Genomic DNA, 13148 nt, shown 5'->3' with positions numbered 1-13148 from the left:
GGGATTCGGTCCTGCGGGGAGGGTTAGCTACCTATTCTGCGACCGGAATGGACTGGGCCTTCAGCGCGTCGATGGTTTGCTGCTGGCCTTCAGCCAACGCATCCATCAGCGTGCCGGAGCCGCCAATCGCTGCACCGAAACCGTCGGAGACATCCGTGTAGGTCTGGGTCATGGTGGGGCCCCAGGTGAAGTTGGGATCTACATTCGCTGACGCTTCGGCGAAGACATCGTAGATCTGCTGTCCGTCATAGAATTCGACGCCGCCTGCAAAGGCCTCGAGCTCGGTTGCCGACTTCGCCGCCGGATACAGTCCACCGAGCTCATTGGCGAGCGCCAGGGCTTCGGGATCGGTATTGAGCCACAACGCGAATTGCGCTGCCTCGGCTGGGTGTTCCGAGCCCTTCAGCACCGCAGTGGAGGAGCCGCCCCAGTTGCCGGCGGTCTCTCCGCCTGCTTCCCACTGCGGCATGGGGGCAACAGCCCACTTGCCGGCAGTGTCGGGTGCGCCGTCGGAAAGGGTGGTGGCGCCCCAGACAGCCGAGACCCAGGTCCATTGCTGCCCCTCGTTGAATGAGGCATTCCATTCATCCGAGAAGGACGGGAGGGTGGACACGAGGTCCTCGGACAGCAGATCCTGCCAGTAGGTCGCGACCTCCTCGGACTCGGGGCTGGTCAGATTGACGTCCCAGCTCTCGCCGTCGTTAGCGAACCATTGGCCGCCGTTCTGCCAGACCATGCCCGCAAACCAGTTGACGTCAGTTTTGGGGAAGTTGGTGATGTAGGAGCCCTCCGCCTTGATCTGCTCGGCGGCAACCGCATACTCCTCCCAGGTGGTGGGAACCTCAATGCCAGCTTCCTCGAAGAGATCGGCGCGGTAGTACATGGCCATGGGGCCGCTGTCCTGCGGGATGGCGTAGACGGAACCCTCCTCGCCGAAGGTGGTCTGCCCCCAGGTCCAGTCAACGAACTGGTCGGCGGCCTCCGTGACGCCCGCGCACTCGGCGATGTTCTCGAGCCCGTCCTGGACACGGAAGTTCGGCAGGGCGTCGTATTCGATCTGGCCGAGGTCGGGTGCGTTGCCGGCCTGGATCTGGTTGAAGAAGTTCTGGTAGGTGCCGGAGTTGCCGTTGGGGCCGGTCTGGACGGTGACCTGAATGTCCGGGTTTTCCTCGTTCCACAGTTCGACCACCTGGTCCATGCCTGGAACCCAGGTGGTGAAGGTCAGCTCGACGGGCCCGTCAGAGGCCTCGCAGGGTGCCGCTTCGGCCCCGCCGCCCGAACTGTCCCCGCCGGCTGAACAACCGGTGAGAGCCAGCGCAGAGATGGCAAAGGCCGCGGTGACTTTTCCGTAGTGCGCGCGCATTGTCTTTCCTATCGGTGGTAGTGCAGTGGGGGGGGGGGCGCCCCCCCCCCCACCAGGTGGTGCTGATTGTGAAAATCTGTGTGCTATTTGACGCCCCCAGCGCCGAGTCCGCTGCTCCAGAAACGTTGCAGGGCGAGGAACGCGATGATCAGCGGGAGGATCGAGACGAGGGCGCCGACGATCACCAGGGACCGCAGCTCGGGGATCTGGCTGATCTGGCTGTTCCACGCGTAGAGACCCAGGGTGACCGGGAAGAGCACCTGGTCGCGGAGCATGATGAGCGGGAGGAAGAAGTTGTTCCAGATCGCCACGAATTGGAAGAGAAAAATGGTGACCAGGGCGGGAGCCATCAGGCGGGTCGACACCGTGAAGAAGGTGCGGATTTCGCCCGATCCGTCCAGCCTCGCTGCCTCAAGCAATTCCCCGGGGACGCTGGCCGCCGCATAAATCCGTGCCAGGTAGACGCCGAACGGGCTGACCAGGCTGGGCAGGAACACCGCCCACATGGTGTTCGTCAGATTGGCCTGGCTGAAAATCAGGAAGAGGGGGAGGGCCAGCGCCGTCGCGGGGACAAGGACACCGCTGAGCACGATGTTGAAGATCGCCTCGCGTCCCCTGAACTCGTACTTGGCGAGCGCGTACCCGCACATCGCAGCAATGACGGTGCCGATCAGGGCCCCGATCCCCGCATAGATGGCCGAGTTCAGGAGCCACCGGCCGAACAGTCCGTCGCCGTAGGTGAACAGCCGCCCCAGATTGTCGAAGAACGTTCCGAATGAGTTCGCCGTGAACCACAGGGGTGCGGTCGACGTGATTTCGCTGCCGGTTTTCGTTGACGTGGTGAGGAGCCACCAGATGGGGGTCAGGAAGTAGAGGGTGAAGACCCCCATGATGAGCATCGCGGCGCTGCGCGACATGATGCTCTGCCGGGGTCCGCGTGCGGTGTCATCCCGGGGTGGTGTTGGTCCTCCACCGCGTGGGCGTTTGGGGGCGGTGACTGGGGCTGCCGTCACTGGGTAACCTTCCGCTGGGTCGACTTCAGGAAGACGAAGGAGAGGATGAACGTGGCGAGTGCCAGGACCACTGAAAACGCTGCGGCGAGATTGTAGTTCGGCACTGATGCGGTGGTGTAGACCGCGAGGTTCGGCGTGAACGTGCTATTGATCGCCGAGCTGAAGCTTCGCAGCGTCTGCGGTTCGGCGAGCAGCTGCAGGGTGCCGATGATCGAGAAGACCGCCGTCAGGATGATCGCCGGGATCACGAGGGGGATCTTGATGCGCCACGCGATCTGGATGTTGCTTGCGCCGTCGAGCCGGGCGGCCTCGTAGATTTCGGTGGGGATCGCCAGCAGTGACGCATAAATGATGAGCATGTTGTAGCCGACATACACCCAGGTCACAATGTTGGCGATGGCCCAGAGCACGAGGTTCGCTGACAGGAAGTCGATGTTCGATGTCACCGCGCCGAAGGGTGAGAGTGACGGCGAGTAAAGGAACCCCCACATGATGGCGGCGATGACTCCCGGGACGGCGTAGGGGGCGAAGAACGCGAGCCGGAAAAACTTCTTTCCTTTCAACAGGGGTGAGTCGAGCAGCAGGGCGAACAAGAGCGCGAGCCCCAGCATGATGGGCACCTGCACGGCGCCGAACAGCATCACCCGGCCCACCGAGGCCCAGAATGCGCTGTCCTGAAAGACCTGCTCGTACTGCACGAGTCCACCGAAAACCTGGCGGGGTGCGCCGAACGTGCCCTCGCGCTCCACAGTGAGCAGCGACTGCACAATCGCGTAGACGATCGGAATGGCGTAGAAGGCGAGGAACAGGAGCCCGAACGGCGCGATGAACAGGGCGACGGCGCGGCGCTGCGCCCCCGACGAACGGTTCTTCCTCGCGACCTGGGGCGCCTTCGGTGCCTCGGCCGGAGTGCTAATGACTGTCATAACCTGCATCCTTTCGGCCCCGGGCTGGGCCGTGGGTGTCCGGAATTTCTGGTGTGGTGCGAACGACGCGGACTGCGCCGGCGGGAACGACGACGACGCCAGTCACGGCCTCGTCAGTCAGCAGTTCCAGGCCGCTGACCCGGTGCTTGTGGTCCTCGGTGGTGTGGTTGATGAGGAAGACGTACTCGTGGCCGTTGCCGCGCCGGGTGACTGACTCCAGACCCGACTGCATGTCAGGGAGCACCACGCCGGCGGTCACCGCAGCGCGCAGCAGCAGGTCCTTGAGGACGCCTCCGTCCAGCACCGTCGCGACATACCAGGCCTCACCGGCGCCCTGGTGGTTGCGGGTCACCGCTGGCGTTCCCACGTGGCTGCCGGTGGCGTAGCTCAGGATGGCTTCGGCCGTGGTCAGGCGGAGCGCCTCGGACCAGAGGGTGGCTGGTGATCCGTTGTCGAGGGTGAGTGGATGCGCTGGGTCGAGGGGGAAGAACTCCTCCGAGCGGATGCCCAGCAGGTCCCTGAACGCTCCCGGGTACCCACCGGGCCGCACCCTTTCGTTCTCGTCAACGATTCCGCTGAAGAAGGTGATGAAGGCGGACCCGCCGTCGTCGACAAAATCCCTGATGACGGCCGCATGTTCATCCCGGATCAGATACAGGTTCGGAACCACCACCAGCTTGTAGCGGGAGAGGGGGGCGCCCGGCGCAACGACGTCGACAGTGAGTCCGGCTTCCCACAGCGCCGTGTAGGAAGCGTGGACCTGGTCGATGTAGCTGACGTCGCCCGACGGGTGCGACTGTTGATCGTGGGCCCACCATGCCTCCCAGCTGAAGACAATCGCCACGTCGGCGTGCACCGTGGTTCCCGCCAGTTCACGCAATTTCCCAAGAGACGAGCCAAGGGCGACGACGTCGCGCCAGGTCTGCGAATCGGTACCGGCGTGGGGGAGCATCGCGGAGTGGAACTTCTCGCTGCCCTGCAGCGACGCGCGCCACTGGAAGAAGCAGAGGCCGTCAGCGCCACGGGCCAGATGTCCGAGCGAGTTGCGGATCATCTCGCCCGGGCCCTTGGCAACATTGCGGGGTTGCCAGTTCACCGCGCCGGTGGAGTGTTCCATCAGCAGCCAGGGCTGGCCCTGAGCGAGCCCGCGAGTGGTGTCGGCGGCGAAAGCCAGCTCGGCCAGGGGCGCGTTGAGCCTGTGATCGAGGTAATGGTCATTGGCGATGATGTCCATCTCAGGGGCCCACGTCCAGTAGTCCTGGTTGCGGATGTGGGCGGCAACCATGAAGTTGGTGGTGATGGGGATGGAACTGTGGCTCCTGATCACCGCGGCCTCGGCTTGGTAGTAGTCGAGCAACGCGTCGGAACTGAACCGTTGGAAGTCGAGTTCCTGGGTGGGGTTAAGGGCCGAAATGGTGGCCCGCGGGGGAAGGATCTGGGCCCAGTCCGAATAGCGCTGGCTCCAGAAGGAAGTCCCCCAGGCAAGGTTGAGTGCTTCGACTGTGGTGTAGCGGGCCTCCAGCCAAAGGCGGAACGCTGCGGCCGAGATATCGCAGTAACACAGGGCGTTGTGACAACCCAGTTCGTTGGAGACGTGCCACACGGTCACCGCGGGATGGCTGCCGTACCGTCGCGCCACCTGCTCAACCAGCGCGAGAGCGCGCTTACGGAACACCGGCGAGCTGGGGCACCACGCCTGGCGACCGCCGGGCCACCGACGGGTGCCGTCAGCCATTTGCGGGAGGATCTCCGGGTGCAGGGTCGTCAGCCAGGGGGGAGGGGACGAGGTGCCGGTCCCAAGGTTTACCGAAATGCCGTTGGCATGAAGCAGCCCGATGACCTCGTCCAGTCGGTCAAAGGTGACGACGCCGTCGGCGGGTTCCAGCTCGGCCCAGCCGAAGATGTTGATGGCGGCGAGGTTGACGCCCGCCTCCTTCATCAGCCGGATGTCCTCTGGCCAGATGGCGGGATCCCATTGCTCGGGGTTGTAGTCGCAGCCGTAGACCAGATCTCCGGCACCGGAGAGGTCTGTGACGCTGGTGGTGCTTGAATTCAACCCGGCTCCTCGTTGTCGGTCGTGAACGTTCAAGTCGAGGGAAACCGTGGAGTCAGGCGCGCTCTGTGAACGCTCCCAGATCCGAACAAGCGAGCTCGCCATCGAGATTCTGTGAACGTTCCCAGAGTAATCCACATCACATTTGATTGTCAACGACATTACCGGGCGGCGGGTGCGTGGCGGAGGCGGAGCGACCCGCGGGGGGCAGATAAATGCTCGGCTAAAGTACAGGTATGGAGTCAACGCGCACGCGCATCCGCAGGGCAACCATCAACGATGTTGCGTCGGCGGCCGGGCTGTCCCGGGGAACGGTGTCGCGGGTGGTTAACGGGGAACGCTACGTGTCCGAGGACGCTAAACTCGCCGTGGAGGAGGCGATCCTCCGGGTCGGCTATGTGCGGAACTCGATGGCCAGGAATCTGGTCCGTCAGCAATCCGGGGCCATCGGACTGATCATCCATGAACCTCACTCGCTACTGTTTGAAGACCCCAACATCGGGTCGATCCTGTTGGGGGCCAACGCCGTGTTGTCTGCCGCCGACTACCAGATGGTCTCCCTCATCATCGACTCCGAACGGGACAGCCGCAGGGTTGCCGATTATCTCCAGGGCGGCCTCGTGGACGGTGCGGTGATTGTCTCGGCGAGGGCGTCTGACCCCATAGCACTGGCGGTCAAGAATCTTGGTGTGCCAGCGGCTTTCGTCGGACACCCCCCGGGGATCCCCGACATTCCGTACGTTGCTATCGACAACGCAGCGGCGGCCGAGGCGATTACCGCCCGGCTGCTCGGCACCGGGCGCACCCGGGTGGGCATGATCGCCTGCGCGCTTGATCGTGACTCAGGCCAGGACCGGCTTGCCGGGTTCAAAACCGCAATGGGGGACCTGTTCGATCCCGGACTGGTGGTGGAGTACCCGCTGTACACGTACGGGTTCGGGCTGGAGGGAATGCAGGAACTGCTGAGGCGTCGGCCTGATCTCGACGGCGTCTTTGCCGCATCCGATGCTGTGGCCGCCGGGGCAATGACAGCCCTCCAGGAAAGCGGCCGCCAAGTTCCTCATGACGTCGGGATTGTCGGCTTCGATGACAGCAGTTGGGCGCTGCGGTGCAGGCCGCAACTGTCGACCGTCAGGCAGCCTGCGGATCTCCTGGGCAAGCGGGCGGCGGAGCTGGTGCTGGCCCAGATCAGGGGGTTACCGAGCCCGGCGGAAGTGCTGGAGACGTCGGTGATGTGGCGGGGATCGGCCTGAGGAGCTGCGCACCGTCAGGCCTCATCGCCGCATTTGCCGTCGAGCACGTCTGATCGCCTCAGTGCACTCGTGGATCCCGCAGGCGCAGTAGAACATGTCGTCCGGGTAGCGGCGCCGAACCCAGCGCAGCAGCCGGTCGGTCAAGCTGACCTGAGTACGCGAATCCGTCGGATTCGCCATCAGTCACCTGTTGTCGAGGAAGCCCGGCAGGCAGAAGACCAGATCGTCGACGGTGAACAGCCGGAGAAATGCACCGCGTGGGTGGAACTCACGCTCCGCGGCAAGCAAGGTCCCCGATTCGGTGCCCAGTACCGCGTTGGCGTCGACCGTCTCCAGGTAGTGGCACAGGTGCTCCAGCACCCGGCAGTACCGGGCGCCAACATAGTGGCTCCGGCCCATACTGACGTCCGCAAGGAACGTTCGCAAAATGATCTCGATACAGGGCGTGTTCGCTTCCATGGCTTGACTGTTCCACCCGGCACCGACATTTTTCGGCGGACCTGTGCCCACCGGCGCCCGTGGCGGCCTGTTGTGGTGAGCTATCTGGACCGGGGGCGTGAAACGAGCCAGCGGGGCAGGAAATTGTGGCCTCGAATGTCGAGGTTGCTCATCAAAACGGGCGACGACGTCGCGCGGCTCCAGCGCAGCGGATGCCCACCATACGGCGAGAGGGAGGTACTAGCCGGTTACCGGCTCGACGACGATCGCCACCCGGTCGTCGCCGATCCGGGTTAGGACAAGGGTGGCCTTCTTCTTTGCAGAGGTCTTACGGTTCTTGCCCGACCCCGCCAGCAGCTGTCGGCGCAGTTCCTCCGGCGTGACCGAGGTCCCGCGCTTCTTGATGTCGAGCACGCCGATCCCGTTCTCCCGCACCCAGATTTTAAGGGCCTTTACGTTGAACGGCATTACATCGATCACCTGGTAAGCGCGGGCAAACGGCGTGTCCTGTAGGTTCGGCGCGCAAATGTAGGCAATCCGCGGGTCCAGTAGATGGCCGCCTAATTGGCGCGCGGCGTCGGCCACCAGACCCGCGCGGATCACCGCGCCGTCCGGTTCATACAGGTACCCCTCCGGAGCACCGACCGGGGGGCGGGCTTCGTCGTCGAAATCTGCTGCACTGGTGAGTTCGGCGGCCCCGTGTGAGCTGATGACGAGCGCTGAACGGCGCACGTCGGGCCGTTTGAGGGAATTGAACCAGAGGGTCACCTCGGTGACGTCGCCGTCCACCGAAACCCACTGCGCCTCGCAGCCAGCCGGCACGGCGCCGTGCGGGATCCCCGGGCCTAGCTTCACGCCGACCGGGGTGCCGCTGTCGGCGAGCCTCTCGACGAATGACAGGGGAGGAGAGAATGCCTCGGGGTCGAAGAGTCTCGTGGTGCCCGAGGTCGAGGTGGTCCGGCGGGCCGGGTCCAGCCACACGCCGTCGTAGTCGGTGAGGTCGAATGACTCAGCATCGCCGCCCACCACCGTTGCATTGGGCCAGGGCATAAGATTTATTGTCGCGGCCGCCGCGGTGGTTTCGTCAATCTCCACAGCGGTCACCTCCCGGTCCAGGCTCGCCAGAGCAATCGCGTCGGCGCCGATCCCGCAGCCCAGATCGGCGACCCGCGTCAGGCCCGCAGTGACATACCGCTCGGCGTGACGGGCTGCCACCCCCAGGCGGGTGGCCTGCTCCAGGCCAGCGGTGGTGAACAGCATGCGGGCAGCGAACGGCCCAAATTTCGTTTCAGCCTTGGCCCGGAGTCGGGACTGGGTGAGGGCGGCCGAGATGATCGACGGATCATGACCGGCCCGCCGTAGAGCCGTGCCCAGCCGGAGGGAGTCGGCCTCGTCGTAGGGCTCAAGCGAATTGAGCAGCTCCCAACCGGCAGGCGTCAACAGCGGTGCGATCAAGTCCGGGGCAGCGGAGGCGGCGCCGTCGGCCATCTCAGTAGCCCCGGGAATCCCCGGCATCAGTGCCGATGGTGCTCAGGGTAATCTCCGGTGAGTTCTTCTCCACCCGGCGGAGCGCCCAGATGTCGTTGAACAGGGCGAGGTACTCGCCGTCGGACCGGATCAACACCTCGGTGCCGCGGATCGCGCTTAGCGCTGCTAGCGCATCGTGGGTGGTGAGGCGTGCCAGCGAGTACTGCAGAGGCTCCATCCGCATGGGGGCGCTGAAGTCGTGCTCCATCCGGTCCGCCACCACTTCGAACTGCATGGGGCCCACGGCCGCCAGCACCGGGGCCTGATCGCCGCGGAGGTCCGAGCGCAGCACCTGGATGATGCCCTCATGGCCAAGCTGCTCGATCCCACGCCGAAATTGCTTGAACCGGCTGGGGTCCTTGGACCGGGCCACCCGGAAATGCTCGGGGCTGAAGAGCGGGATCGGGGGATACTCCACCGGCTCCTCAACATAGAGGCTGTCACCCATGCGCAGGGCCGACGCGTTGACCAGCCCGACAACGTCGCCAGGCCAGGCTTCGTCGATTACCTCCCGTTCGCGGCCGAATAACTGCTGGGCGTACTTGGTGGCGAAGGTCTTGCCCGAGTTGGCGTGGGTGACTACCATGCCGCGCTCGAAGACGCCCGAGCACACCCTGATGAACGCCACATGGTCGCGGTGGGCACGGTTCATGCCGGCCTGCACCTTGAAGACGAAGCCGGAGAATGGTGCGTCCACCGGGCGGGCGTCGCCGTTGATGTCCTTGCGCGGCCCGGCCGCGGGTGCCAGATCGACCAGGGTGTCAAGAATGTGCTGGACCCCAAAATTCAGGACAGCCGACGAAAACAGGACGGGGGTGCCGGTGCCGGCGTGGAAACTTTCCTTGTCGAACGGCTGGTTCGATTCGATCACCAGTGAGGCTTCATCCAGCGCGTCGGTCCAGGCGTCGCCCTCCTGGGCCAGTGCCTCGGCGGACGTGAGGTGCTCCTCGATGGCGAGGGAGGCGCCAGCATTCTTGCGGGTGAACCGGACAAATTCATCACGCTGCAGGTCCCAGACGCCGCGGAAGTCCCCGGCAATACCGACCGCCCAGGTCAGGGGCATGGGAATCAACCCGGTGCGTTCGGTGATCTCATCCATCAGTGCGAGGGTATCCAGGCCGGGCCGGTCCCACTTATTGATGACGGTGATGATCGGGATGTTGCGTTGCCGACAAACCTCGAAGAGTTTCATGGTCTGCGTCTCGAGACCCTTGGCAGCATCGATCAGCATGACAGCGCAATCCACGGCGGCGAGCACGCGGTAGGTGTCCTCGGAGAAGTCCGAGTGGCCAGGAGTGTCCAGCAGGTTGATGACAGTGTCGCGGTAGGAGAACTGCAGCGCCGTGGAGCTGATGGAAATGCCGCGGTCTTTCTCCATCTGCATCCAGTCGGAGACCGTTTCCCTGCGGTTTTCCTTGCCGTTGGTGGCACCGGCCGTGCCAATCACCCTGGCGTGCAGGGCGAGGGCTTCGGTCAGCGTCGACTTGCCGGCGTCGGGGTGCGAAATGACGGCGAACGTCCGACGGCGGGAAGCCTCCTGGGCGATGCCGCTGTGGCTCCGGGCTGAGGCCTGTACCTGCTGGGTCACGAAACTGCTTTCGAAAGATGATGGGAGGGCCATTGAAGGCCAGCTCCCCAGTCTACGGGGCGGAATGTAACCGCGTCGAAGCGCGGCTGCTCACCGGGAGGTGGCTTTCGGCGGGCATGAACGTGCCTGCCCACCGAAACACCCTCCCCGATGGGCAGGACGGAAGGACTAATGTTCAACCATGGACAGTGGGGATGGCCAGCACCGGTACGAGCGCCCCGACAACGACGCCATCCTGCTGCGCCGATACGGGGAGAAGCCGGGACTCGCCGGCCCGCGGGTGGTCCTCGGCCCGCATGCCTTCCTGAGGGGCTAGCTGGTGACCTTCGGTGCCTGGGGGCTCTCCACCCTGATCTTCAGTACGGTCAGCGAAATCACCGGCCCGAACTCAGGGGCTGTGACGATCTGGGGTTTCACCATGGTGGTCAGCCTCCTCGTGGCGGCTTTTATTGCGGCGCCGCTGGTCTTCGCGGGCCTGGCCGCTGCAACGACGGCCCTGATACTTCCCGGGACGGGCGTTGCCCTGTCTGCGATCCTCGCCGTCGTCGTCGGGATGGCCGCAGGGCTGGGCCGGGCTGCGATCATCCGCGACGTGAACCCCTAGGCAACACCGCAGAAGCACGCTGCGCTGCGAGCGCAATCTGGCACTCACCTTGACCGAGTGCTAACCAATGCATAAAGTCAGACTTGGCACTCTCACCATGAGGTTGCTAACTCCTTCAGGGAAGCGTGAGCCGGCACCGCGACGACGGTCAGCGCCAGCCGAAGGCCTTAATTCCATTTGTCACCCAAGCGAAGGAGAGGTCCGCGTGTCGGTCTCTATTAAGCCTCTTGAGGATCGTATTGTTGTCCGCCCACTGGAAGCCGAGCAGACCACTGCTTCGGGTCTGGTTATCCCGGATACTGCCAAGGAAAAGCCCCAGGAGGGCGAAGTTGTTGCAGTAGGCCCAGGCCGCGTTGACGATAACGGAAACCGCGTTCCTGTCGATGTAGCCGAAGGCGACATTGTCATCTACTCCAAGTACGGCGGAACCGAAGTCAAGCACGCAGGCCAGGAGTACCTTGTACTTTCGGCCCGCGACGTTCTGGCGATCGTCGTTAAGTAGTTCGTCCCGAGAGAACCCCGGCCACACAGGCCGGGGTTCTCTCGTCGGTGCGTGAAGACGCACCAAGACCACCAGCAGTACCAGGTATTGCACATGCAGAATTTGCACAATGGAAGAGGAAACACATCATGGCAAAGCAGTTGAAGTTTGATGACGCTGCACGCCGCGCACTGGAAGCGGGAGTCAACAAGCTAGCTGACACCGTCAAGGTGACGCTCGGCCCCCGCGGCCGCAACGTCGTGCTCGACAAGAAGTGGGGCGCCCCCACGATCACCAACGACGGCGTGACCATCGCCCGCGAGATCGAATTGGACGACCCGTTCGAGAACCTTGGCGCACAGTTCGCCAAGGAAGTGGCCACCAAGACCAACGACATTGCTGGCGACGGAACCACCACCGCCACAGTGCTTGCACAGGCACTGGTCGCCGAAGGCCTGCGCAACGTTGCGGCCGGCGCTGCCCCCTCGCAGCTCAAGCGCGGCATCGAGGTCTCCATTGAGGCCGTAGCCGCCCGCCTGCTCGAGAACGCCCGCGAAGTTGTCGGTCAGCAGACCGCCAGCGTCGCCTCCATCTCAGCTCAGAGCTCCGAGGTCGGCGAGCTGATCGCTGAAGCCTTCGAGAAGGTCGGCAAGGATGGCGTCATCACCATCGAAGAGTCCTCAAGCACGCAGACCGAACTGGTCCTCACCGAGGGCATGCAGTTCGACAAGGGCTTCCTCAGCCCCTACTTCATCACCGACGCCGAGCGTCAGGAAGCAGTGCTCGAAGATGCACTCATCCTGATCAACTCCGGCAAGATTTCCTCGCTGCAGGAATTCCTCCCGCTGCTGGAGAAGGCGCTGCAGGCGGGCAAGCCGCTGTTCATCATCGCTGAGGATATCGACGGCGAAGCGCTGTCCACCCTCGTGGTGAACAAGATCCGCGGCACGCTGAACGTCGTTGCGGTCAAGGCGCCGGGCTTCGGTGATCGCCGCAAGGCCATGCTCCAGGACATCGCCACGCTGACCGGCGCTCAGGTGGTTTCGCCTGACCTCGGCCTCAAGCTAGACCAGGTGGGTCTCGAAGTGCTGGGTTCGGCACGCCGGATCACCGTCACCAAGGACACCACCACCATTGTCGACGGCATCGGTAGCGAGTCCGATGTTGCAGACCGCGTCGCCCAGATCCGTGCGGAAGTTGAGCGCACCGATTCCGATTGGGACCGTGAGAAGCTTCAGGAACGCCTGGCCAAGCTGGCCGGAGGCATCGGAGTCATCAAGGTTGGCGCAGCCACCGAGGTTGAGCTCAAGGAAAAGAAGCACCGCATCGAGGATGCCGTGTCAGCGACACGTGCCGCACTCGACGAGGGCATCGTCGCTGGCGGCGGCGCCGCGCTGATCCACGCCTCGAAGGCACTAGATACCGATGCGTCGGTACTCGCCCTTGAAGGCGACGCCGCAACTGCCATCAACCTGGTCCGCCGTGCACTGGCTCAGCCGCTGCGCTGGATCGCCGAAAATGCTGGACACGAAGGCTACGTTGTGGTGCACCGGGTGGAGGAGCTGGAGCCAGGACACGGCTTCAACGCTCTCACCGGCGAGTACGAGAACCTGGTTGACGCCGGGATCATCGACCCCGTAAAGGTCACTCGCTCCGCGCTGCGGAACGCGGCATCCATCGCGGCCCTGATTCTCACCACCGAAACACTCGTGGTCGAGAAGCCTGAGACCGACGACGACGAGGGTCACAGCCACTAATCCTCCAGAGGTACTAGTGCCGCTCGGCATGACAGCACCCCCGGTCTGTGGACCGGGGGTGCTGTCATGAGTGGTCAGCGAGCCCCGGAGGCCCCACAACCAATGAGAGCTTTTGCGGACCATCTTTTACTCGGGATTTTCGTCG

The 13148-nt window shown here is 64.1% G+C and carries 12 protein-coding genes; 5 read left to right on the top strand and 7 right to left on the bottom strand.

Going from position 1 to position 13148, the window contains the following annotated elements; translation table 11 throughout:
- Positions 1 to 31: 31 nt before the first annotated feature.
- The 4 genes from ACX80A_RS01810 to ACX80A_RS01795 all read right to left on the bottom strand — a co-directional run bounded on the left by ACX80A_RS01810 (position 32) and on the right by ACX80A_RS01795 (position 5358).
- Positions 32 to 1363 (bottom strand): ABC transporter substrate-binding protein, encoded by a 1332-nt coding sequence (locus ACX80A_RS01810; RefSeq protein ID WP_459257986.1) that lies wholly within the window; start codon positions 1361 to 1363, stop codon positions 32 to 34.
- A gap of 83 nt (positions 1364 to 1446) precedes the next feature.
- A complete protein-coding gene (locus ACX80A_RS01805; protein ID WP_459258344.1) occupies positions 1447 to 2280 on the bottom strand; it encodes a carbohydrate ABC transporter permease in 834 nt (277 codons plus the stop codon).
- 92 nt (positions 2281 to 2372) lie between these two features.
- On the bottom strand, positions 2373 to 3311 hold the full coding sequence (locus tag ACX80A_RS01800) for a carbohydrate ABC transporter permease (RefSeq protein ID WP_459257985.1): 939 nt from the start codon (positions 3309 to 3311) through the stop codon (positions 2373 to 2375).
- Positions 3289 to 5358 carry a beta-galactosidase gene (locus ACX80A_RS01795; RefSeq protein WP_459257984.1) on the bottom strand — a complete coding sequence of 690 codons (2070 nt, stop codon included), beginning with the start codon at positions 5356 to 5358 and terminating at the stop codon, positions 3289 to 3291. The genes ACX80A_RS01800 and ACX80A_RS01795 overlap by 23 nt, the downstream gene beginning before the upstream one ends.
- 233 nt (positions 5359 to 5591) lie before the next feature.
- Between ACX80A_RS01795 and ACX80A_RS01790 the strand changes: the two genes are divergently transcribed.
- Entirely contained in the window at positions 5592 to 6608 is a 1017-nt protein-coding gene (locus ACX80A_RS01790; protein WP_459257983.1) for a LacI family DNA-binding transcriptional regulator, read from the top strand.
- 183 nt (positions 6609 to 6791) lie between these two features.
- On the opposite strand, the gene ACX80A_RS01785 is transcribed toward ACX80A_RS01790, so the two are convergent.
- The 3 genes from ACX80A_RS01785 to ACX80A_RS01775 all read right to left on the bottom strand — a co-directional run bounded on the left by ACX80A_RS01785 (position 6792) and on the right by ACX80A_RS01775 (position 10194).
- Complete coding sequence (locus tag ACX80A_RS01785) at positions 6792 to 7067, bottom strand: hypothetical protein (protein WP_459257982.1); 276 nt, start codon at positions 7065 to 7067, stop codon at positions 6792 to 6794.
- Positions 7068 to 7286: 219 nt separating this feature from the next.
- The gene (locus ACX80A_RS01780) at positions 7287 to 8561 is read right to left on the bottom strand and encodes a class I SAM-dependent methyltransferase (RefSeq protein ID WP_459257981.1); all 1275 of its coding nucleotides are present in this window, start codon (positions 8559 to 8561) and stop codon (positions 7287 to 7289) included.
- Entirely contained in the window at positions 8536 to 10194 is a 1659-nt protein-coding gene (locus ACX80A_RS01775) for a peptide chain release factor 3 (RefSeq protein ID WP_459257980.1), read from the bottom strand. The genes ACX80A_RS01780 and ACX80A_RS01775 overlap by 26 nt, the downstream gene beginning before the upstream one ends.
- A 148-nt stretch (positions 10195 to 10342) precedes the next feature.
- Here ACX80A_RS01775 and ACX80A_RS01770 point away from each other — a divergent pair, with 148 nt between their 5' ends.
- From ACX80A_RS01770 to groL, 4 genes are all read left to right on the top strand, one after another.
- Positions 10343 to 10477: a hypothetical protein gene (locus ACX80A_RS01770; RefSeq protein WP_459257979.1), complete on the top strand. Its 135-nt coding sequence runs from the start codon at positions 10343 to 10345 to the stop codon at positions 10475 to 10477.
- A 3-nt stretch (positions 10478 to 10480) separates the two neighbouring features.
- Positions 10481 to 10765: a hypothetical protein gene (locus ACX80A_RS01765; protein WP_459257978.1), complete on the top strand. Its 285-nt coding sequence runs from the start codon at positions 10481 to 10483 to the stop codon at positions 10763 to 10765.
- A gap of 205 nt (positions 10766 to 10970) precedes the next feature.
- Positions 10971 to 11267, top strand: coding sequence for a co-chaperone GroES (gene groES, locus ACX80A_RS01760; protein ID WP_026531894.1), 297 nt, complete (start codon positions 10971 to 10973; stop codon positions 11265 to 11267).
- Between the two features lie 128 nt (positions 11268 to 11395).
- Positions 11396 to 13003 carry a chaperonin GroEL gene (gene groL, locus ACX80A_RS01755; protein WP_459257977.1) on the top strand — a complete coding sequence of 536 codons (1608 nt, stop codon included), beginning with the start codon at positions 11396 to 11398 and terminating at the stop codon, positions 13001 to 13003.
- Positions 13004 to 13148 lie beyond the last annotated feature (145 nt).

The organism is Arthrobacter sp. TMN-50 (assembly GCF_054511125.1).
Note: the sequence above shows the minus strand (reverse complement) of the source record. Positions and strands in the feature narration are given on the sequence as shown.

Excerpts from the sequence above, each read along its gene's own strand:
- ACX80A_RS01810 (WP_459257986.1), bottom strand. The coding sequence starts at position 1,363 with ATGCGCGCGCACTACGGAAAAGTCACCGCGGCCTTTGCCATCTCTGCG.
- ACX80A_RS01805 (WP_459258344.1), bottom strand. The coding sequence starts at position 2,280 with ATGTCGCGCAGCGCCGCGATGCTCATCATGGGGGTCTTCACCCTCTAC.
- ACX80A_RS01800 (WP_459257985.1), bottom strand. The coding sequence starts at position 3,311 with ATGCAGGTTATGACAGTCATTAGCACTCCGGCCGAGGCACCGAAGGCG.
- ACX80A_RS01790 (WP_459257983.1), top strand. The coding sequence starts at position 5,592 with ATGGAGTCAACGCGCACGCGCATCCGCAGGGCAACCATCAACGATGTT.
- ACX80A_RS01785 (WP_459257982.1), bottom strand. The coding sequence starts at position 7,067 with ATGGAAGCGAACACGCCCTGTATCGAGATCATTTTGCGAACGTTCCTT.
- ACX80A_RS01780 (WP_459257981.1), bottom strand. The coding sequence starts at position 8,561 with ATGCCGGGGATTCCCGGGGCTACTGAGATGGCCGACGGCGCCGCCTCC.
- ACX80A_RS01775 (WP_459257980.1), bottom strand. The coding sequence starts at position 10,194 with ATGGCCCTCCCATCATCTTTCGAAAGCAGTTTCGTGACCCAGCAGGTA.
- ACX80A_RS01770 (WP_459257979.1), top strand. The coding sequence starts at position 10,343 with ATGGACAGTGGGGATGGCCAGCACCGGTACGAGCGCCCCGACAACGAC.
- groL (WP_459257977.1), top strand. The coding sequence starts at position 11,396 with ATGGCAAAGCAGTTGAAGTTTGATGACGCTGCACGCCGCGCACTGGAA.